23 protein-coding genes and 1 riboswitch are annotated in these 19,384 nt (G+C 62.9%); of the genes, 20 read left to right on the forward strand and 3 right to left on the reverse strand.

Annotated elements, in window-relative coordinates; translation table 11 throughout:
- The 13 genes from lfiN (at position 1) to lfiJ (ending at position 12,741) form a co-directional block, all read left to right on the forward strand.
- A complete protein-coding gene (lfiN, locus tag BN1120_RS05395; protein ID WP_042015066.1) occupies positions 1–378 on the forward strand; it encodes a lateral flagellar motor switch protein LfiN in 378 nt (125 codons plus the stop codon).
- Positions 378–1,112, forward strand: a complete 735-nt coding sequence (gene fliP, locus BN1120_RS05400) for a flagellar type III secretion system pore protein FliP (protein ID WP_041211833.1) — start codon at positions 378–380, stop codon at positions 1,110–1,112. Before lfiN ends, fliP begins: the two co-directional genes overlap by 1 nt.
- 1 nt (position 1,113) lies before the next feature.
- On the forward strand, positions 1,114–1,383 hold the full coding sequence (fliQ, locus tag BN1120_RS05405) for a flagellar biosynthesis protein FliQ (RefSeq protein WP_041211832.1): 270 nt from the start codon (positions 1,114–1,116) through the stop codon (positions 1,381–1,383).
- Positions 1,380–2,162, forward strand: coding sequence for a lateral flagellar biosynthetic protein LfiR (gene lfiR / locus BN1120_RS05410; protein WP_042015068.1), 783 nt, complete (start codon positions 1,380–1,382; stop codon positions 2,160–2,162). The genes fliQ and lfiR overlap by 4 nt, the downstream gene beginning before the upstream one ends.
- Positions 2,159–3,295, forward strand: a complete 1,137-nt coding sequence (flhB, locus tag BN1120_RS05415; RefSeq protein WP_041214022.1) for a flagellar biosynthesis protein FlhB — start codon at positions 2,159–2,161, stop codon at positions 3,293–3,295. Before lfiR ends, flhB begins: the two co-directional genes overlap by 4 nt.
- A 3-nt stretch (positions 3,296–3,298) precedes the next feature.
- Entirely contained in the window at positions 3,299–5,374 is a 2,076-nt protein-coding gene (lfhA, locus tag BN1120_RS05420; protein WP_041211829.1) for a lateral flagellar biosynthesis protein LfhA, read from the forward strand.
- 194 nt (positions 5,375–5,568) lie between these two features.
- A riboswitch (cyclic di-GMP riboswitch) is annotated at positions 5,569–5,656 on the forward strand.
- 251 nt (positions 5,657–5,907) lie between these two features.
- Positions 5,908–7,170, forward strand: a complete 1,263-nt coding sequence (lafK, locus tag BN1120_RS05425) for a lateral flagellar response regulator transcription factor LafK (protein ID WP_269475233.1) — start codon at positions 5,908–5,910, stop codon at positions 7,168–7,170.
- Positions 7,171–7,181: 11 nt separating this feature from the next.
- Positions 7,182–7,508: a lateral flagellar hook-basal body complex protein LfiE gene (lfiE, locus tag BN1120_RS05430; protein WP_080767903.1), complete on the forward strand. Its 327-nt coding sequence runs from the start codon at positions 7,182–7,184 to the stop codon at positions 7,506–7,508.
- 17 nt (positions 7,509–7,525) lie between these two features.
- The gene (gene fliFL, locus BN1120_RS05435) at positions 7,526–9,271 is read left to right on the forward strand and encodes a lateral flagellar M-ring protein FliFL (protein WP_407923534.1); all 1,746 of its coding nucleotides are present in this window, start codon (positions 7,526–7,528) and stop codon (positions 9,269–9,271) included.
- On the forward strand, positions 9,258–10,286 hold the full coding sequence (fliGL, locus tag BN1120_RS05440; RefSeq protein WP_041211827.1) for a lateral flagellar motor switch protein FliGL: 1,029 nt from the start codon (positions 9,258–9,260) through the stop codon (positions 10,284–10,286). Before fliFL ends, fliGL begins: the two co-directional genes overlap by 14 nt.
- A 12-nt stretch (positions 10,287–10,298) precedes the next feature.
- Complete coding sequence (lfiH, locus tag BN1120_RS05445; protein ID WP_042015070.1) at positions 10,299–10,991, forward strand: lateral flagellar assembly protein FliH; 693 nt, start codon at positions 10,299–10,301, stop codon at positions 10,989–10,991.
- On the forward strand, positions 10,984–12,315 hold the full coding sequence (gene lfiI, locus BN1120_RS05450; RefSeq protein ID WP_041214019.1) for a lateral flagellar FliI-like assembly ATPase LfiI: 1,332 nt from the start codon (positions 10,984–10,986) through the stop codon (positions 12,313–12,315). Before lfiH ends, lfiI begins: the two co-directional genes overlap by 8 nt.
- A 9-nt stretch (positions 12,316–12,324) precedes the next feature.
- Entirely contained in the window at positions 12,325–12,741 is a 417-nt protein-coding gene (lfiJ, locus tag BN1120_RS05455) for a lateral flagellar protein LfiJ (protein WP_042015071.1), read from the forward strand.
- A 4-nt stretch (positions 12,742–12,745) separates the two neighbouring features.
- On the opposite strand, the gene flgN is transcribed toward lfiJ, so the two are convergent.
- The 3 genes from flgN to lfgA form a co-directional block, all read right to left on the reverse strand.
- The gene (gene flgN, locus BN1120_RS05460) at positions 12,746–13,189 is read right to left on the reverse strand and encodes a flagellar protein FlgN (protein ID WP_042015073.1); all 444 of its coding nucleotides are present in this window, start codon (positions 13,187–13,189) and stop codon (positions 12,746–12,748) included.
- Complete coding sequence (gene flgM / locus BN1120_RS05465) at positions 13,186–13,458, reverse strand: flagellar biosynthesis anti-sigma factor FlgM (RefSeq protein WP_041211822.1); 273 nt, start codon at positions 13,456–13,458, stop codon at positions 13,186–13,188. Before flgM ends, flgN begins: the two co-directional genes overlap by 4 nt.
- 79 nt (positions 13,459–13,537) lie before the next feature.
- Positions 13,538–14,329 (reverse strand): lateral flagellar basal body P-ring formation protein LfgA, encoded by a 792-nt coding sequence (gene lfgA, locus BN1120_RS05470; RefSeq protein ID WP_042015074.1) that lies wholly within the window; start codon positions 14,327–14,329, stop codon positions 13,538–13,540.
- A 61-nt stretch (positions 14,330–14,390) separates the two neighbouring features.
- On the opposite strand from lfgA, the gene lfgB reads away from it, so the two are divergent.
- The 7 genes from lfgB (at position 14,391) to flgH (ending at position 19,380) form a co-directional block, all read left to right on the forward strand.
- A complete protein-coding gene (lfgB, locus tag BN1120_RS05475; protein WP_041211820.1) occupies positions 14,391–14,780 on the forward strand; it encodes a lateral flagellar basal body rod protein LfgB in 390 nt (129 codons plus the stop codon).
- 2 nt (positions 14,781–14,782) lie between these two features.
- Complete coding sequence (gene flgCL / locus BN1120_RS05480; protein WP_041211819.1) at positions 14,783–15,208, forward strand: lateral flagellar basal body rod protein FlgCL; 426 nt, start codon at positions 14,783–14,785, stop codon at positions 15,206–15,208.
- A complete protein-coding gene (locus BN1120_RS05485) occupies positions 15,209–15,892 on the forward strand; it encodes a flagellar hook assembly protein FlgD (RefSeq protein ID WP_042015076.1) in 684 nt (227 codons plus the stop codon).
- 17 nt (positions 15,893–15,909) lie between these two features.
- Entirely contained in the window at positions 15,910–17,103 is a 1,194-nt protein-coding gene (gene flgEL / locus BN1120_RS05490; RefSeq protein WP_042015077.1) for a lateral flagellar hook protein FlgEL, read from the forward strand.
- 10 nt (positions 17,104–17,113) lie between these two features.
- Positions 17,114–17,848, forward strand: a complete 735-nt coding sequence (lfgF, locus tag BN1120_RS05495) for a lateral flagellar basal-body rod protein LfgF (RefSeq protein ID WP_041214015.1) — start codon at positions 17,114–17,116, stop codon at positions 17,846–17,848.
- A gap of 75 nt (positions 17,849–17,923) precedes the next feature.
- Positions 17,924–18,709: a lateral flagellar basal-body rod protein LfgG gene (gene lfgG, locus BN1120_RS05500; RefSeq protein WP_042015078.1), complete on the forward strand. Its 786-nt coding sequence runs from the start codon at positions 17,924–17,926 to the stop codon at positions 18,707–18,709.
- Positions 18,709–19,380, forward strand: coding sequence for a flagellar basal body L-ring protein FlgH (gene flgH, locus BN1120_RS05505; RefSeq protein ID WP_042015080.1), 672 nt, complete (start codon positions 18,709–18,711; stop codon positions 19,378–19,380). The genes lfgG and flgH overlap by 1 nt, the downstream gene beginning before the upstream one ends.
- Positions 19,381–19,384 lie beyond the last annotated feature (4 nt).

The following is a 19,384-nucleotide window of genomic DNA, read 5'->3' on the forward strand; positions in this document are numbered from 1 at the left end:
GTGAACGAGCACAACATGAATGACCCGCTGGATCTGGATGGCCTGGATCAGCTGTTTGGGGACGACATCAGCATGCCGAGTGCGGCCGACTACATGGCGCCGACCAGCAGTACCAAGCAGCGGGATCTCTCCTTCTTTCATCACATTCCGGTCAAGGTGACGCTGGAAGTGGCCAGCACCGAGGTGGCGCTGGGCGAGCTGATGAAGGTGGAAGAGGGGGCCGTCATCGAGCTGGACAAGCTGGCGGGCGAGCCGCTGGATGTCCGCGTCAACGGGCGCCTGCTGGCCAGGGGCGAGGTGGTGGTGGTCAACGGCAAATACGGGCTGCGGCTGGTGGACGTCGTTGACACCAAATTGCTGCGCGGCATGAACGACTGATGCGTTACCTGCTGGTTGCCCTGCTCCTGCTGGCGTTGCCGAGCTGGGGCGCGGACATGACGCTGTTCTCGGTATCGCCGAGCGAAGCAGGGGGAGAGGACTACAGCGTCAAGCTGCAGATCCTCTTCTTCATGACCCTGCTGGGTCTGCTGCCGACCCTGCTGCTGATGATGACCAGTTTTACCCGGATCATCATAGTGCTGGCCATCCTGCGTCAGGCCCTGGGATTGCAGCAAAGCCCACCCAACCGGGTGCTGATCGGCATCAGCCTGATCCTGACCCTGGTGATCATGAGGCCGGTCTGGACCGAGATGTACCAGAACGCCTTCGTGCCATACGACCAGAACGAAATCACGTTGACGGAAGGGCTGGCCCGCGCCGAAAAACCGCTGCGCCAATTCATGCTGGCCCAGACCCGGGAGCCGGATCTCGAGCAGATGCTGCGCATCTCCGGAGAGCCGACCACCCTCGCCAAGAGCGAGGTGCCGTTCGGCGTGCTGTTGCCGGCCTTCGTGCTGAGCGAGCTGAACACCGCCTTCCAGATAGGTTTCATGCTGTTCATCCCCTTTCTGGTCATCGATCTGGTGGTCGCCAGCGTGTTGATGGCCATGGGGATGATGATGCTCTCCCCTCTCATCATCTCGCTGCCATTCAAGTTGATGGTCTTCGTGCTGGTGGATGGCTGGTCCATGACGGTTGGTACCCTGGCGGCCAGTTTCGGCGGGGGAGGCTGACGTGACCCCCGAACAGAGTGTGGCCCTGGTGGGCGGGGCCGTGAACCTGGTGGTCATCATGGTCTCGGTGCTGATCGTGCCCGGTCTCATCGTCGGGCTGGTGGTCAGCATCTTCCAGGCGGCGACCCAGATCCAGGAACAGACACTGAGCTTCCTGCCCCGTTTCATCGTGACCCTGCTGACCCTCATCTTCACGGGAAACTGGCTGCTGTCGCAGATCACCACCCTGTTCGCCGACCTGTTCCAGAAGATCCCCGGGCTTATCGGATGAACTCCCTGCTGTCGTTCAGTGCGGCCGAGCTGACCGCCTGGCTGGGACAGTGGTGGTGGCCTTTCATTCGCATCGCGGCCGCCTTCTGGGTGATGCCGGTATTCGGCGACGGCCGGGTGCCTGCACAGGTTCGCATCCTGCTGGCCTTCGTCATCAGTCTGCTGATCGCCCCCATGATGAAAGGCCTGCCGGCGCTGGATCCCCTCAGTGCCGGCATGATGGTGCTGACCCTGGAGCAGTTGCTGTTCGGTCTGCTGTTCGGGCTCTGCATACAGATGCTGTTCATGGTGATGACCATGGCGGGGCAGATCCTCTCCATGCAGATGGGGTTGGGGATGGCGGTGATGAACGATCCTTCCAACGGAGACACGGCGCCCATCGTCAGCCAGATCATGCTGGTCTTCTGTTCCCTGTTGTTCCTCGGTCTGAACGGCCATCTGGTGACTTTGGATGTCCTGGTGCAGAGCCTGCGCACCTGGCCGCCGGGAACCTCGCTCTACGTCCTCGATCTGAAGGGGGTCATCGGCCTGTTTGGCTGGAGCATCGGAGCTGCCCTCATCCTGACCCTGCCTGCCGTGGTGGCCATGCTGATGGTGAACCTCACCTTCGGGGTGCTCAATCGTACGGCCCCTTCCCTGAACATCTTCTCTCTGGGCTTCCCCATGACGTTGCTGCTGGGGCTACTCACCATGGCCATCTCCATCAGCGGCGTCCCGGCCCGCTATCTGGATCTGGTCGGTTACGTGCTGACCCAGCTCAGGGCATTGACGCCGACATGAGCCAGCACAGCGCCCAGGACAAAACCGAAGAGGCCTCTTCCCAGAAACGGCGCAAGGCGCGGGAAGAGGGCCAGATTGCACGTTCCAGGGAGTTGAGCTCGGCCGGCCTGCTGCTCGTCGGCGGTCTGGTCATGCAGTGGATGGTACCGAGTTTCGGGCTCTTCTTTGCCGAGCTGATGAAGCAGCCTCAGCGTTTCAACTGGCAAGGGGCACGGGATCCCCAGATGATGATCCAGTGGACCGCGGACGCCCTGATCGGGATGCTGTGGGTGCTGCTGCCTCTGTTCGGCGTGCTGGCCCTGCTGCTGGTGCTGCTCAGTAGCGTTCCTGGCGGCATGGTGCTGGTCTGGAAGAAGCTGATGCCAAGCGGGGAGAAGCTCAACCCGCTCAAGGGGCTCAAGCGGATGTTCTCCACCCACAGTCTGATGGAACTTCTGAAATCCCTGCTCAAGGTGCTGCTGATCGGCGGCACCCTGGCCATGATGCTCCAGCACCAGTGGCCCACCCTGATGATGATGAACCGCATGCCGCCCCAGGCGGCCATGGAACAGGCGCTGCGGATCCTCTCCCAGGCATTCATCTTGCTAGGCAGTGTGCAGATGCTCATCGCGGTGCTGGATGTGCCCTACCAGCGCTGGTCCTTGAACAAGCAGTTGAAGATGACCAAGCAGGAGGTCAAGGACGAGCACAAGAACAGCGAGGGGCGTCCGGAGATCAAGGCGAGGATCCGCCAGGTGCAGGGGATGCTGGCCAGGGCCCGCATCGAACAGCGGGTGCCCCAGGCCGATGTCATCATAGTGAACCCGACCCATTATGCGGTGGCCATCAAGTACGATCCCGAGCGGGCCAACGCCCCCTATGTGATTGCCAAGGGGGTGGACGGCATGGCGGAGCGGATCCGCGAGGTGGCCAAAGCCCATGACAAGCGGGTGATGAGCCTGCCCGAGCTGACCCGGGCCATCTACTACTCCACCCGGGTGGATCAGGAGGTGCCGGCGGGTCTGTACACCGCGGTCGCCTATGTATTGAACCATGTATTGCAGCTACGGGCCTATGAGGCTGGCAAGGGCAGGAAACCCAATCCCCTTGCCCCCCTGCACGTGCCGCCCGAATTACGTCAACCTGAGAGGTAAGTTGTGAACTGGCGTGTCTTTACCCAATCCTATACAGCCATCCCCATGATGCTGCTGGCCATCCTGGCGATGATGATACTGCCTCTGCCAGGCTGGCTGCTGGATGCCCTGTTCACCTTCAACATCGTGCTGGCGGTGCTGGTGCTGCTGGTCTCCGTCTCGGCCCGCCGGCCCCTCGACTTCTCCGTCTTCCCGACCGTGCTGCTGGTGGCCACCCTGATGCGGCTCTCCCTCAACGTCGCCTCCACCCGGGTGGTGCTGCTGCACGGCCATGAGGGCAACGAAGCGGCCGGCAAGGTGATCCAGGCCTTCGGCGAAGTGGTCATCGGTGGCAACTACGTGGTGGGTCTGGTGGTCTTCGTCATTCTGATGATCATCAACTTCGTGGTGATCACCAAGGGGGGCGAGCGGATCTCGGAAGTGTCCGCCCGCTTCACCCTGGACGCCATGCCGGGCAAGCAGATGGCCATCGACGCCGACCTCAATGCGGGGACCCTGGATCAGCACCAGGCCCGGGCAAGGCGGGAGGAGATCGCCAGGGAAGCGGACTTCTACGGGGCCATGGACGGGGCCTCCAAGTTCGTGCGTGGTGATGCCATCGCCGGTCTGCTGGTGCTCATCATCAACCTGGTCGGGGGCCTGGCCATCGGCATCTTCCAGCACTCGCTGCCGGTTTCCGATGCCTTCCGCATCTATGCCCTGCTCACCATAGGTGACGGTCTGGTCGCCCAGATCCCCTCCCTGCTGATGTCCACGGCTGCAGCCATCATCGTCACCCGCGTGAGTGACGAAGGGGAGATGTCGGATCAGGTTGGCCAGCAGATCCTGGCCTCTCCTCGGGTGATCTACACGGCGGCGACCGTCATGCTGATCCTGGGGCTGGTTCCCGGCATGCCCATGCTGGCCTTCCTCAGCTTTGCGGCCGTGCTGGCCTGGACCGGCTGGAGCGTCAGCAAGCGCCGGGTGCAGGATCCCGCGCTGGATGCGGCTGAGGCGCTGACGCGCCAGATGGTGCAGCCGGAGCCCCAGGGGCTGGAGTGGCAGGACCTGCCCCCGGTGGATGCGGTCGCCATCGAACTGGGTTATCGCCTGGTACCGCTGGCGGAGGCGGACAAGGGGGCCGAGCTGCTGGCCCGGGTGCGCGGTATTCGCAAGACACTCTCCGAGCAGTACGGCTTCCTGCTACCCGAGATCCGGGTGAGGGACAACCTGCAATTGCAGCCGGATCAGTACCGCATCAAGCTATCCGGCATCCCTTTGGCTTCGGGCAATGTGGATTGCCAGCGGTTGATGGCCATCAGCAGCGGTGAGACCTATGGCGCCCTGGATGGCGAGCTGACACAGGATCCTGCCTATGGCATGAGTGCGGTCTGGATTTCGCCGGACAACAAGGCCAAGGCCCTCAATCTGGGCTACTCGGTGGTGGATTCCGCCACCGTCATCGCGACTCACGCCAGCAAGCTGCTCAGGGAGCAGCTCGACGGCTTGTTTGGTCATGACGAGGTGGGCAAGCTGGGCCAGCATCTGGCGACCCAGTCCCCCCGTCTTGCGGAAGAGCTCAATCTGGCCCTGACCCAGATGCAGCAACTGCGGGTCTTCCGCCAGTTGCTCAAGGAGCAGATCAGCCTCACCGACATCCGCACCATCGCCACCACCTTGCTGGATGCGAGCGAGCTGACCAAGGATCCCGTCCTGCTGGCGTCCGATGTGCGCTGCGCACTGAAGCGCCAGATCGTCAGACAGGCGATCGGGTCCCGCGACGTGCTGGCGGCCTTCACCCTGGATGACCGGCTGGAGCAGACCCTGCTGACGGCCATGAGCCAGTCACAGCAGCAGGGCAAGATCCAGCTGGACAGCTTCCCGGTCGATCCCCAGTTGCTGGCGCAGTTGCAGCAGAATATGCCGCTGGTGAAGGAGCAACTGCAGCAACAGGGATATGCGCCCGTGCTGGTGGTGATGCCCCAGCTCAGACCGCTGATAGCCCGTTATGCCCGTTCCTTCTCGAAAGGCCTCAAGGTGCTCTCCTATAACGAGATACCGGAAGATTTGCGAGTCGAAGTCATCGGGACTCTGGGCTGAAGTGGAATTGCCTTGGCGTCACAGGGACAGGAAGCGCCTATTCCGCATATCTGCTTGAATTGTCATATAAAGCCGCTATCATGTGACGACTTTTGACGCGATACATACTGACAGTTAAGAAAAAAATAGAAATAGTCGGATGTATCACATGGCTTCAGGGACAACGTAGCCATGCCATCCAAATACGGGTCGTCGCATGATAAAGGCAAACTGAACTGAAAAGTCAGGACGCAAAGCCTCCGGTCTAACAGCATTGATGCTAATGATAGCGGGGTTACCAAGGCCATGATTTCCCGCCTTGTTTTTATACCGATACAGACTATTCACTCAATAATGGGTGCGGTCTCTATTTGTGTGTCTTTATTTTTCACGCATCAGTTCTGTTGATTGATTCATGTGCAATCACAGGTTCGGGATATATGTTTTCTGATTTATCTAGCAAGGAAAATTCAATACCGACCGGTATTGAAATGCATGCTCATTTATTATTAGTTTCCGCTTCGTTATCAAATGGAAACGATGTTGAACGTATATTGCTCAGTGCCGGTTATCGTGTTTCCTGTGTCGATTCCGTGTCGCTGGCCAAGCAATTTCTCTCGAACCATGCGGTCGATCTCATTCTGCTCGACATGGCGGTCATGACCGAGGCCGGGCCCGCCATGGTGCAGACGCTGGCAGGGACCGACTGCGTCATTCTGGTCAACGAGCATCAGGCCTACCTGGCGGCGGAAGCCATGCGGGCCGGCGCCATCGACTACATCATCAAGCCCTTCAGCCAGCGCCAGATCCTCGATGTGGTGAGAGGGGCCCTGCGCCTGCGCCAGGCCATTCCCAATCTGATCGCCACGTCCCCCCAGAGCCTGCAGGTGTTGCAGCTTGCCCGGCGGGCAGCCAAGACATCGGCCACCATCCTCATCGGTGGCGAATCAGGGACAGGCAAGGAGCGACTGGCTCGCTACATCCACGAGATGTCCAGCCGGGCCGGCAAGCCTTTCGTGGCCATCAACTGTGCGGCCATCCCGGAAGCCATGCTCGAATCCATCCTGTTCGGACACAGCAAGGGGGCCTTCACCGGGGCAACCGCCAACCAGCAGGGAAAATTCGAGCTGGCTCAGGGCGGCACCCTGCTGCTCGACGAGATCTCCGAACTGCCGCTGGCGCTGCAGGCCAAGTTGCTGCGGGTGTTGCAGGAGAAAGAGGTGGAACGCCTCGGCAGTCATCAGGTGATCGCGCTGGATGTGCGGATCATCGCCGCCAGCAACCGGGACCTGAGGGAGCTGGTGCTGCAGGGCGCGTTTCGCGAGGACCTTTTCTACCGGCTCGACGTGCTCCCCATGAGCTGGCCGGCACTGCGGGAGAGGCGGGATGACATCCTGCCTCTGGCGGAATACTTCATCGAACGCTACGCCGCACAGCAGGGTTATCGCCTCGGCGAGAGTGCCCGTCAGCAACTGCTCTCCTATGACTGGCCTGGCAATGTGCGTGAGCTGGACAACGTGATTCAGCGAGCGCTAATTATGGCTCGCGGCTTGCATATTCAGGCCGTCGATCTGATGTTGCCCCATTACGCCGCCGAAGCCGACACCCCGCAACCGCAGGCGCTTGCGGCCCCCGAGGGGCTCAGCGAGACCAAGCGGCATGCTGAATTTCAATTCGTCCTTGAGACGTTGCGCCGTTTCCGTGGTCACCGGACACGCACGGCCGAAGCCCTCGGAATGACGACCCGGGCACTTAGATACAAGCTGGCTGCCATGCGCGAGCAGGGCATCGATGTCGAGCAGCAGATACAAAACTAAGGGATAACCGAGTGAAGATTGAGATCATGTCATCACAGGTGACGCTCCTGCAGCAGATGCAGGAAATGCAGCGAGTCGCCAGTCAACCCCCTTCCATCGAACCGAACGAGGCGTCAGGCGTCTCGTTCAGCGACGCCATGCGCGACGTCGTCGGCCGCGTCAACGAGCAGCAGAACATCGCCTCCCGATTGATGACCGCCGTCGATGCGGGTCAGAGCGACGATCTGGTGGGGGCCATGGTGGCCAGCCAGAAGGCCGGTCTCAGTTTTTCCGCCCTGATGCAGGTGCGCAACAAACTGATGACGGGTTTTGATGACATCATGCGCATGCCGCTCTGAGGTTGATCATGACTGAACTGGTATCCTCCGCACCGGGGGCGTCGGGCTCCCTGCTGGCCCGGGTGCAGGACGGGGTTCGCAACTGGCGTACCCTGTCTCGCGACAACAAATCCATTCTGACCATCGCGCTGCTGGCCGCCGTGGTTGCCGCCACCATAGTGGTCATCCTCTGGACCTCCAGCAAGAATTACGTGCCCCTCTACGGCAAGCAGGAGCTTTACGACACCGCCAACATCATGGAGATGCTGGAGAAGGAGCAGGTACCCTTCCGGCTGGAGAAAAGTTCCGGCCAGATCCTGGTGCCTGAAAGCCAGTTGGCCCACATCCGCATGGCGCTGGCCGCGCGGGGCGTGAGGGCGGCCATGCCGTCCGGCCTGGAGGGGCTCGACAACGTCACAGGCCTTGGCACCAGCGAATTCATGGAAGGGGCGCGCTATCGCCATGCCCTGGAAGGGGAGCTGGCCAGAACCATCATCTCCCTGGATGCGGTGCGCAGTGCCCGGGTGCATCTGGCCATTCCGAAGCGGACCCTGTTCGTGGGGCGCGACGAGGAGAAACCCAGCGCGTCCGTGATGCTGGATCTGCAACCGGGCCAGACCATGGAGCCGGGCCAGGTCGAGGCGATTGCCAACCTGGTGGCGGGCAGTATCTCCGGCATGAAGCCCGGGGCCGTCACCGTGGTGGATCAAAGCGGCCAGCTGCTGAGTGCCGAGCTCGGCGACAAGGCCGGTTTCGGCAAGCAGAGCGTCCAGCAGATGGAATATGTGCGCAAGCTGGAGCAGTACATTCGCCAGCGTGCCAGCGACATGCTCTCCCCCATGCTGGGCACGGGCAACTTCCGGGTGCAGATCGCCGCGGACGTCAATTTCAATGCGGTGGAAGAGACCCAGCAACAGCTCGATCCCAATGCCGTGGTGACCAGGGAGTCCAACAAATCGGACAAGACCATCGATGCCCTGGCCCTCGGTATCCCCGGTGCGCTCTCCAATCGACCGCCCGAAACCGCTCCCAAGACCGATCAGGCCGCCACCGAGGGGAATGCTGCCCAGGAGCCTGCCAAGAACGATACCCGCACCGAGCGGCAGGAAGTCAGCAGGCAGTATGAAAGCAGCCGCACCATAGTGCATACCCGCTATCAGCAGGGACGACTGGAGAAAATGAATGTCTCCATCCTGCTCAATCAGCAGAGCGCCCCCAAGGAGGGGTGGAGTCCGGAACAGCTCGAGCAGATCCGCCAGATGGTGGAGCGTTCGGTGGGCTTTGACGGCTCCCGTGGCGACCAGATCAGCCTGCAGGTCTTCGATTTCACCGGTGCGGTGCCGGTGGAGCCGCCAGCGTCGAGCTGGCTGGAAACCCCTTACTGGCAAGACTCCCTGCGTTACCTGGTGGGTGGTTTGCTGGGGCTGACCCTGGTGTTCTTCGGTATCCGTCCTCTGGTGAAGCACCTGGTGCGTACCCAGCAATATCCCGACACTGATGCCGCACAGGAGCCGGACGAGGAGCAGGAGCCGACCATGGGCCTCTCCATGCGCCGGGAAGGGGATGGGGAACTGGAAGAGTCTGCGACGGGCAATAGCCTGTCCCAGTCTCAGTCCGAGTTCCGGCTCGAGCCCCAGTTCTCCTCCCTGGATCTGGAGGCGCTGCCCGAACCGGGTTCCGAGCTGGAAGTCCAGCTCAAGCACCTGCAACTACTGGTAGACAAGGACACGGCCCGGGTGGCGGAAGTGGTCAGACAATGGGTGAGTGGCAATGAGCAACGTTAATCTGAATCAGAACGCGGTCGACATCGACATCGACAATCTGGAAAAAGCCGCGATCCTGCTGCTGAGCATGGGCACCGAGGCGGCGGCCAAGGTGATGCAGAAGTTGTCCCGCGACGAAGTGCAGCGCCTCATCTCCAAGATGGCCAGCCTCTCCGGCGTGAGTTCGATAGAAGCCAAGTGGACGCTGCAGCAGTTCTTCAACCAGTATCGCGAGCAGAGCGGCATCGGCAGCGCCTCCCGGGAATATCTGGAACAGACCCTGGATCTGGCGCTGGGCCAGCGGCTTTCCCGCAGCCTGCTCGACAGCCTCTATGGCGATGCGATGAGCCAGGACATCCAGCGTCTGCAATGGGTGCCGGCGGATGTGCTGGCCCGTTTCTTCCGCAATGAGCATCCCCAGATGCAGGCTGTCTTGCTCGCCTTCCTGCCACCCCAGACCGCCTCTGCCGTGCTCGATGCCCTGCCGGGGTCGGTGCACGACGATCTGCTGGTGCGGGTCGCGAGCCTCAGCTCGGTCAGCGAGCACGTGCTGGGTGAGCTGCGGCTCACCCTGGATCGCTGCCTCGCCTATGTGGCCGATCAGTCCGGCGCCAAGGTCAACGGGGTGCGCCAGGTGGCCGATATCCTCAATCGCTATCAGGGGAACAAGGAGCAGATGCTCACCCTGCTGCGGGAGCACGATGGTGAGCTGGCCCTCGAAATCGAGAAGAACATGTTCGACTTCATGGCCCTGCGTCGCCAGAGCGACGATACCCTGCAACGTCTGGTGCAGGAGCTGCCAGCGGATCTGCTGGCCCTGGCCCTGAAGAACACCGATGCCGGTTTCCGTAAGGTGGTGCTTGGCGCCATGCCCAAACGGATGGCACAGGCACTGGAGGCCCAGATCCAGGATCAGGGCAGCGTCTCCCTGCGCAAGGTGGAGCAGGCCCGGGAAGAGGCCATGAAGCTGGTGCGCGAGCTGGTGGAGCAGGGCGAGATCGAGTTCCAGCTGTTCGAAGAGCCCACCGTCAGTTAACAGGAGACAGGCATGAGTCAGCATGTGCGCAAACTGGCGGCAGGTGCCACCCGTCTCTACCGCTTCCCGACACTGGGCCAGAGCGGGGAAGAGGCCAGAAGCCAGCAGGAAGAGTTCGAATACGGCTACCAGCAGGGGCTGGAGCAGGGGCAGGCGGAAGGGTATCAGACCGGTTACCAGCAGGGGCTGGCCAGTGGCCTGTTCGAGGGGGAAGCCAAGGGGCTGCAACAGGGACAGGTGCGTGGTCTGGCCCAGGGGCTGGCCGAGGGACGTGCCGCCTTCGATGAGGCCATGGTGCCCTTTGCAACGCTGCAGCAGCAGTGGGAATCCCTGACCCGGGCCCGGATGCTGGAACAGAAGGCCCTGGTCGCACAGCTGGTGGCCCAGGTGGCCAAGCGCGTGATCCAGGCCGAGTTCACCCTCAATCCCCAGCAGGTGCTCCAGCAGGTGGAGCAGGCCATGGCCAGCCTGCCGAGCGAGTCGGAAGAGCTGGTGATCTACCTCAACGAAGGAGACCGGCAGCGCCTGGCCGAGCAGGGGGTGACCCGCTGCGAGAAGTGGCCGTTGCAGGTGGACCCGGCACTGGCCGTGGGGGACGCCCGCATCGAGACACGGGCCGCGGTGGTCGAGATCAACACGGGGGAGCGCCTCGGCCGCTGCATAGAACAACTCAACCAGACCCTGGAACTCTCTTCGGATGCATGATGCGCTGCAACAGGCGCTGACCTGTGCCCTCGATAGCCTGGAGGAGGTGCCCGGCTATCGTCGTTATGGCAGGTTGGTGCGCGTGACCGGCCTGACTCTGGAAGTCGTGGGGTGCCAGCTCATCATGGGGCAGCGCTGCGAGGTGGAGACCGCCACCGGCGCCGCCCTGCTGGCGGAAGTGGTCGGCTTCAACCGGGACATTTCCTACCTGATGCCGCTCCAGCCCATGAGCGGTCTCTATGCCGGCGCCCGGGTGCTGCCCGTCGACGGAGAGGAGACCATCCGGGTCGGCGAGCATCTGCTTGGCCGGGTCGTGGATGGCCTGCTGCAACCGCTGGACGGCCGTCCCCTGAAAGAGGAAGGGGAACGGGTTCCCCTGTTTTCCTCCCCTCCCAATCCCCTGTTGCGCACCCCGGTGCGCGAGCCGCTCGACGTGGGCATCCGGGCCATCAATGGGCTGCTGACGGTGGGCAAGGGTCAGCGTCTGGGACTGTTTGCCGGTTCCGGTGTGGGCAAGAGCATGCTGCTCGGCATGATGACCCGCAATACCAGCGCCCGCATCGTGGTGGTGGGGCTCATCGGCGAGCGTGGCCGGGAGGTGCGGGAGTTCATCGAACACAGCCTGGGCAGCGAGGGGCTTGCCCGCGCCGTGGTGATCGCGGCACCGGCGGATCAGTCCCCCCTGATGCGTCTGCGCGCCGCCCAGCTGTGCCACCGCATCGCCGAATATTTCCGCGAACAGGGTCAGGATGTGTTGCTGCTGATGGACTCCCTGACCCGCTACGCCCAGGCCCAGCGGGAAATCGCGCTGGCCATCGGCGAACCTCCAGCGACCCGCGGCTATCCGCCCTCGGTGTTCAGCCTGCTCACCCAGCTGGTGGAGCGGGCGGGCAACGGCACGCACCCCGAGGGCAGCCTGAGCGCCTTCTATACCGTGCTGGCGGAAGGGGATGACCAGCAGGATCCCGTGGTGGATTCCGCCAGGGCCATTCTCGATGGTCACATCGTGCTGACCCGCCGCCTGGCGGAGGAGGGGCACTATCCCGCCATCGACATCGGTGCCTCGGTGAGCCGGGTGATGCCTCAGGTGGTCTCTCCCGAATGGCAGGGGCTGGCGGTGAATCTGCGCCAGCTCTGGGGCCGTTACCAGCAGGTGCGTGAGCTGCTGCCCCTGGGGGGTTATCAGCCCGGGGCGGATCCCCAGATGGACGAGGCGGTCCAGCGCTATCCTGCCATCGCCAGCTTCCTGCAGCAGGGCATTCAGGAAGAGACGCCCATCACCCAGGTGCTGGGCGGTCTCAAGCATGTGCTCGGCAGGGCGTAAGGAGGCGGCGTGCTGAAATCCTATCTCGGTCTGCAGCAGGATGCCCTGGAGGCCATGGGCAAGGAGCGGGAGCGTCTGCGCGAGGTCGCGATGAAGGAGGAGCACCGAGCCCTCAGGCTGCAGGAGGTCATCGAGACGATGCATCCGGGCTCGTCGAGCTTCCATCCCCTGCTGTGGCAGAACAAGCAGCAGATGCAGGGGCAGCTTCGCCACCTGCTGACCCACCAGTTGCAGCAGTGTGCGCTCGCCAGCCAGGATCTGGCTCATCACGAGGGGCAGCTCGTCAGGCAGTTCGGTCGGGTCAAGGGGCTGGAGCTGTTGCTGGACAAGCGGGCCCTGGCGGCCCGTCAGCGTCAGGAGTCAGGTGAGCAGCGGCAGCTCGACGAACTCGCCGCATTGGGCCATCGTGCCCGGCAGGGAACGTAAAGGGTCAGTCGGGGAAGTGTTCCTGCCTGCCATAGGATGACTCCTGGCCCAGCAGGGTGTGGATGGTCTCTATCTGGCCTGCCAGCAGGCGGCCGTTCTGCTCGTTCTGGCGGCGGCACTGTAGCAGCAACTGCTCCAGCCGCTGCCACTGCTCGTCCACTTGCTGGCGCAGCGGGGAGGGGAGCTTGCCGATGAGGATGGCCATGCCCCGTTCGTCAGGCTTGAGCCCCAGTGCCTGAAGATGTTCGCAGCGCAGCCTGACCTGGTGCTGGATCTCGCCCATGAGCCGGGTCTGTTGCCGGTTGTGTTCCGTCAGCCCTGCCACGTCGTGGCTTGCCAGCAGACGGTACTGATTGAGCAGCAACTGCAGCAGGTCGGCGTAGCGGCCACAATCCTGCCGGATGCCGATGATCAACTGCTGGATCCGTTGTTTGGGAGGCAGACTCATCGGCGATGCATGTCCAGAATGGCCTGGCTCAGGGCATCCATGTCCAGTTCGAGCCGACCCTCGCTGATGGCCTGGCGGATCTGGTTGACCTTCTCCATGTCCACATCAGAGGTGGAGGCCAGCTCGACCCTCGCCTGATTGATGGTCTGGGCGGTGGCGCTGATCCTGGCTTCCCCCTGGCTGGCCTGGGGCTGAGGTGCCGGTGTGGCTCCCGCCTTGCGCTGAGACTGGGGTTGAACGTAGACAGGGTCGGTGCGTGTGATTTTCATAACGTGAATTCCTGGTGGTCTCTCTTGTGACAGGCGACCCTGAGGTGGCCGAACTTGAATCAAACTCGCCATTTCTGCGCTAAAAGCGGGTTTCGACTTCCCCCTTGTCAACCACCCAGGCCTGGATCTCTTTGCCGGAGCCGAGATTCCTGACTCTCACCCCTTCACCGATGGCGCCGTTTGACAAGGCCGTTCCACGGGTCGTGGCGGAAAAGCCCGGTTGCCCGGCCCGGATCAGCACCCCTTCCCCTGCCCGGACGGCCCAGGCCTGTTGCAGATCGAGTTCACCGACCAGTTGCCCCATCCTCAGATGGCGAAGGCTCTTGCTGCCTGCCAGGGGCTGCGAGCTGTGGGTGAAGCCCCGCTGCAACCGGCTGGCATCGAGGGATTTCTCCAGCAGATCCTCCGGGGCGATGACATGTCCCTTGGGGATGTCCCGTGCCGCCACCCAGACCGGCAACATCAGGGTGACCTCCACCCGGGCCCGCAACTGCCAGGCGGGCTCGGTACATTCCACCAGATAGGGGCGCCGCCCCCAGGGTTGGCGATACTGCCCGCCAGCCTGGAAGCGAACCGCCTGACGACATGCCGGCAGGTGGGCCACGGCGGGGGAGAGCCAGACCTGATAGTCGGCCCGGGTCTCTGGCCAGCCTTGCTGGCGCAGATACTCCCCCAGTGCCGTTTCGGCATCCGCCCTCAGACCGTCGATCAACTGCTGCGACAGCGACGAAGGTGCCGCCCACGAGGGGAGTGCCAGGAGTAGCAGGGCAAGGAGACCTGCTCGCTTCCCTATGGGAAACAATGCTTCCCCTTTTGTCACTCTTGTCAGCCAGGGGTGATGGCCTGACCAGCGGAAACAACGGTTTTTCATGATTGGCATGAGTCTTGATAAAGGATGCACCGGTCTGACTGGTTCACAAGAAGGATGAAGCATGAGTATCTCATTTGACAGTGCGCTTGGCGTACACCCCTATGCCCTCGATGTGCGGGCAGACAGGGCTCGTATTCTGGCAGGGAACTTGGCCAATGTGGATACCCCGGGCTATCTGGCACGGGATGTGGATTACAAGGCCATCCTCGGCCGGGTCGCCCGGCAGGTGGAGGCAGGAGAGCCGGGCAGCACCATCAGCGAGGGCACCATGGGCAATGACATGCAACATCCCCTCTACCGCATACCCTATCAGGTCTCCATGGATGGCAACACCGCAGAGCTCAGCGTGGAGCAGAGCAAGTTTGCCAGCAATGCCACCGACTTCCAGACCAGTCTCACCTTCCTGAATATGAAAATCACCGGGATCGCCAAGGCGATCGAGGGCCGTTAATCATGTCGTTCAATCGCATCTATGACATCGCCGGCAGCGCCATGCGGGCGCAGACCGTCCGCCTTGACACCGTGGCTTCCAACCTCGCCAACGTCGACAGCGCCGCTGGCAGCGAAGAGGCCGCCTTCCGCGCCATCAAGCCCGTCTTCTCCACCCTCTATCAGCGGGTGCAGGAGGCCGAGGGGCTGGGGGCAGCCCAGGTGCAGATCGCCGGTATCGTCCAGTCTGACCGCCAGGTGGAGAAACGTCTGGAGCCGACCAATCCCCTGGCCGACGGGGATGGCTTCGTTTACTACTCCAACGTCAACGCGGTGGAAGAGATGGCGGACATGATGAGCGCCTCCCGGGGATTCGAGACCTCGGTCGAGGTGATCAACCGCATCAACAGTATGCAGCAAGGGCTGCTGCGTCTTGGTCAGGGGGTGTAAATGAGCCTGCCTCAAGTCAGCAGCCTGGATACCGCCCGCAGCGCCAGCCAGCGCGCCGCCACCCCTGAGATCGCCGCCAACGGTACTTCCGAGGGGCAGGGGGTCCAGCTTCGCAACGAATTCCTCCAGATGATGGTGGCCCAGATCCAGAACCAGGATCCCACCAACCCCCTTGATGGTGCCCAGTACGTTACCCAGCTGGCCCAGTTCAGCATGGTGGAAGGGGTCGAGAGCCTGAAAGTGCTGCAGCAGAAGTCCATCAACATGATGGACACCCAGCAGGTGCTCCAGAGCACGGATCTCATCGACAAGGAAGTGATGGTGCCGAGCCAGACCCTTGGCCAGGAGCAGGAGAAGGCGATCCGCGGTCAGGTGGAGCTGGGCGGCGCGGCCGACACGGTCGAGCTCAAGGTCTATGACAAGCACGGCACCCTGGTCGCCACCAAGAACTGGGGCGAGAGCAAGGCGGGGGCGCTGGATTACGAATTGCCGGTGCTGCCCGCTGGCGAATACAGCTTCGAGGTGAAGGCTTCCCTGGGGGGAGTCGCCACCACCACCCGCAATTATGTAGCCAGCCAGGTGGAGCGCGTCAGCTTGCCGGGCACGGGCGAGATCATGCTGCAAGTGGCAGGCGTGGGGGAGGTTCCCCTGTTCAGCGCCGTCCAGTTTGGCAAGTCGGCGTAACCAGATAGGAGCGAAACATGTCTTTTAATATCGGACTGAGTGGCCTGCGCGCCGTCAACCAGGAATTGAGCGTCATCAGCAACAACGTGGCCAACGCCAGCACCGCCGGTTTCAAGTCCAGCCGTGCCGAGTTTGCCGCCATCTACGGTGGCGGCCAGGCCGGCGGCGTGGAGATGAGCAACGTCTCCCAGAACTTCGATCGCAACGGGGATGTGACCCGTACCGGGCGGGGCCTGGATCTGGCCATCTCCGGCAACGGCTTCTTCGTGCTCAAGGATGACAACGGTCAGACCTCCTATACCCGGGCCGGCCTGTTCCAGCGTGATGCCAGCAACTACCTGATCACCGCCAGCGGCAACCGTCTGCAGGGTTATGTGACCAATGATGCGGGTGAGCTGCAATCCGGCGTGGTGGGTGACATTCAGGTCAAGGCGGGCAGCCTGGCGGCCAAGCCGTCCGACACCCTGGAGTTCGTGGCGAACCTCAAGGCGGACGCCAGCGTCATCGACCAGGGGCTGCACCCATTCGATCCCGCCAAGGCGGACAGCTTCAGCTACTCCCAGTCCAGCAAGGTGTATGACTCTCTCGGGGTCGAGCACACCGTCACCCAGTATTTCGTGAAGACCGGCGAGAACACCTGGCAGGTCAACTATGCCTTCAACGGGACCCAGACCGGTGCGCCGGTGACCATGGAGTTCAACACCAACGGCACCCTGAAGTCGCCGACCACGGCCCCCGTGCTGAACCTGGCCCCCGCCGGTGCCGAGCCCATCACCCTCACCGCCGATCTGGCCCGGGTCAGCCAGTACGCCTCCGATTTCAACGCCACGCGCAACCAATCCAACGGCTATACCGCCGGGGATCTGTCCGGGGTCAGGGTGGATGCGGACGGCGGCGTCTACGCCACCTTCACCAACGGCCAGAGCCTGCTCCAGGGCCAGGTGGTGATGGCGAACTTCGCCAATCCCCAGGGCCTGCTGCAAGCCAACAACACCACCTGGCAGCAGTCGTTCAGCTCGGGCCAGCCCGTGCTGGGAGCGCCGGGTAGCGGGACCCTGGGCGGCCTGACGGCGGGCGCCTACGAGGCATCCAACGTCGACTTGACCGGAGAGCTGGTCAGCCTGATGACCTCCCAGCGCAACTACCAGGCCAACGCCAAGACCATCAGCTCGGCGGACAAGATGACCCAGGTCCTGTTCAACTCCTTCTAAGGCGTGATCCGTGGAAAAGCTTATCTATACCGCCATGTCGGGGGCGCAACACACCCTCATGGCCCAGCAGATCCGGGCCAACAACCTGGCCAACGTGAATACCGCCGGTTTTCGTGCCGACTTCGAGCGGGCGTCCGCCTATGCCCTGACCGGCGATGGCTACCAGAGCCGGGTCATGGCCAGGGAAGAGCAGGCGGGAACCGACTTTCGGGCGGGCGCCCTGATGCAGACCGGCCGCAAGCTGGACGTGGCGATCCGCGGCGACGGTTTTCTCACCGTGCAGACCGCAGACGGCAAGGAGGCCTACACCCGTGCCGGCAACCTGGAGGTGGACGGGGAGGGGTTACTGACCCTCAACGGCCGTCCCGTGCTTGGGGATGGCGGCGAGATGGTACTGCCCGCCTATCGGGATCTGAGCTTTGGCAAGGATGGCTCCCTCAGCATCACCCCGCCGGGGGGCGGCGCCCGTCTGGACGTGGGCCGGCTCAAGCTGGTGAACCCGGATCCGGCCGAGCTGGTTAAGGGGGCTGACGGCCTGTTCCGCCAGCGCCAGGGCGGGGATGCGGAGATCAGCGAGCAGGTGGTGCTGGCGTCCGGTTTCCTCGAGGGGGCCAACGTGAACGCGGTGGACGAGCTGATCGGCAGCATGTCCCTGACCCGCAATTTCGAGTTGCAGGTCAAGTTGATGAAGACGGCGGACGAGCAGGCCAGGCAGGGTGCCAGGCTGATCTCTGGCCAGGGCTGACGGTCGGCCATGGCGGCCGGGAATGAATACTGACGGGATGCACCCCGTTCGAACGAATCAGGTGGAGAAACGAAGATGCATGCAGCGCTGTGGGTGAGCAAGACGGGTCTGTCGGCACAGGATGCCAAGATGGCCAGCATTTCCAACAACCTGGCCAACGTCAACACGGTCGGTTTCAAGCGGGATCGGGTGGCGTTCGAGGATCTGTTCTATCAGGTTCAGCGCCAGCCCGGTGCCCAGCAGGATCAGCAGAACCTGTCCCCCATCGGAATCCAGATGGGTAATGGTGTGCGGGTGGTCGGCACCCAGAAGGTATTCACGCCAGGGCAGTTCCAGAACACCAACCAGGAGCTGGACATGGCGGTGGTGGGGGCCGGCTTCTTCAGCGTCGAGCGCCCGGATGGCGAGACGGCCTATACCCGCAACGGTCAATGGCACCGCAATGCGGAAGGGCTGCTGGTCAATGCCGACGGCCTGCCCATGCTGCCGCAGATCCAGATCCCGGACAACGCGACCAAGATCGCCATCGGCACCGACGGCACCGTGAGCGCCACCCTGCCGGGACAGCAGGAGAACGTGGAGCTGGGGCGCATCACCCTGACCAACTTCTCCAACCCGGCCGGTCTGGAAGCCCTGGGGGGCAACCTCTACCGGGCGACCGGTGCCTCCGGTGAAGCCATCGAAGGGGTCCCGGGTGAAGAGGCCATGGGGGCCATCAAGCAGTTCACCCTGGAGAGTTCCAACGTGAACGTGGTGGAAGAGATGGTGGACATGATCACCACCCAGCGCGCCTACGAGATGAATGCCAAGGTGGTCTCCTCCGCCGATCAGATGCTCAAGTTCGTGGCCCAGGCGCTGTGATGATGAAGCCGGTGTGGTATTGCGTCGTGCTCGCCCTGCTGCTGGGGGGCTGCTCCACCTATGAGTTGCAGGCCCCCGAGCCCGGTGACGAGAAGTGGGCCCCTTCCCGCTCCGAGCTGACGAAAGCCGGGGTGGGGGAGGATGGCAGCCTCTACCGTAACGACTACATGATGACCCTGTTCCAGGATCGCCGTGCCTACCGGGTCGGCGACATCCTGACCGTCATGCTGGAGGAGCGCACCCAGTCCAGCAAGAAGGCCAACACCAGCATGAACAAGAACAGCAATCTGAGCGTGCCTGTGCCTTCCATCGGCGGTGTTTCCCGACCGGACTGGAGTGCCTCTATCAAGGCGGATCGCGACTTCGACGGCGGGGCGACCTCCAGCCAGCAGAATACCCTGGCGGGGGCCATCACGGTCACCGTGGCCGAAGTGATGCCCAACGGGGTGCTGGGGATCCGGGGGGAGAAGTGGATCCGCCTCAACCAGGGGGATGAGTACATCCGTCTGGGGGGCATGGTGCGGGTCGAGGACATCGACCAGAGCAACCGCATCTCGTCCCAGCGCATCGCCGATGCCCGCATCACCTATGCCGGTCGCGGCGCCCTGGCCGACAGCAACCAGATGGGCTGGCTGTCGCGCTTCTTCAGTTCCGCCTTCTCCCCCTTGTGAGGAT

Origin of the sequence: Aeromonas caviae (genome assembly GCF_000819785.1) — a bacterium.
Classification (GTDB): Bacteria; Pseudomonadota; Gammaproteobacteria; order Enterobacterales; family Aeromonadaceae; genus Aeromonas; species Aeromonas caviae.

Excerpts from the sequence above, each read along its gene's own strand:
- fliP (WP_041211833.1), top strand. The coding sequence starts at position 378 with ATGCGTTACCTGCTGGTTGCCCTGCTCCTGCTGGCGTTGCCGAGCTGG.
- lfiR (WP_042015068.1), top strand. The coding sequence starts at position 1,380 with ATGAACTCCCTGCTGTCGTTCAGTGCGGCCGAGCTGACCGCCTGGCTG.
- flhB (WP_041214022.1), top strand. The coding sequence starts at position 2,159 with ATGAGCCAGCACAGCGCCCAGGACAAAACCGAAGAGGCCTCTTCCCAG.
- fliGL (WP_041211827.1), top strand. The coding sequence starts at position 9,258 with ATGAGCAACGTTAATCTGAATCAGAACGCGGTCGACATCGACATCGAC.
- lfiH (WP_042015070.1), top strand. The coding sequence starts at position 10,299 with ATGAGTCAGCATGTGCGCAAACTGGCGGCAGGTGCCACCCGTCTCTAC.
- lfiI (WP_041214019.1), top strand. The coding sequence starts at position 10,984 with ATGCATGATGCGCTGCAACAGGCGCTGACCTGTGCCCTCGATAGCCTG.
- flgN (WP_042015073.1), bottom strand. The coding sequence starts at position 13,189 with ATGAGTCTGCCTCCCAAACAACGGATCCAGCAGTTGATCATCGGCATC.
- flgM (WP_041211822.1), bottom strand. The coding sequence starts at position 13,458 with ATGAAAATCACACGCACCGACCCTGTCTACGTTCAACCCCAGTCTCAG.
- lfgA (WP_042015074.1), bottom strand. The coding sequence starts at position 14,329 with ATGAAAAACCGTTGTTTCCGCTGGTCAGGCCATCACCCCTGGCTGACA.
- lfgB (WP_041211820.1), top strand. The coding sequence starts at position 14,391 with ATGAGTATCTCATTTGACAGTGCGCTTGGCGTACACCCCTATGCCCTC.
- flgCL (WP_041211819.1), top strand. The coding sequence starts at position 14,783 with ATGTCGTTCAATCGCATCTATGACATCGCCGGCAGCGCCATGCGGGCG.
- BN1120_RS05485 (WP_042015076.1), top strand. The coding sequence starts at position 15,209 with ATGAGCCTGCCTCAAGTCAGCAGCCTGGATACCGCCCGCAGCGCCAGC.
- flgEL (WP_042015077.1), top strand. The coding sequence starts at position 15,910 with ATGTCTTTTAATATCGGACTGAGTGGCCTGCGCGCCGTCAACCAGGAA.
- lfgG (WP_042015078.1), top strand. The coding sequence starts at position 17,924 with ATGCATGCAGCGCTGTGGGTGAGCAAGACGGGTCTGTCGGCACAGGAT.
- flgH (WP_042015080.1), top strand. The coding sequence starts at position 18,709 with ATGATGAAGCCGGTGTGGTATTGCGTCGTGCTCGCCCTGCTGCTGGGG.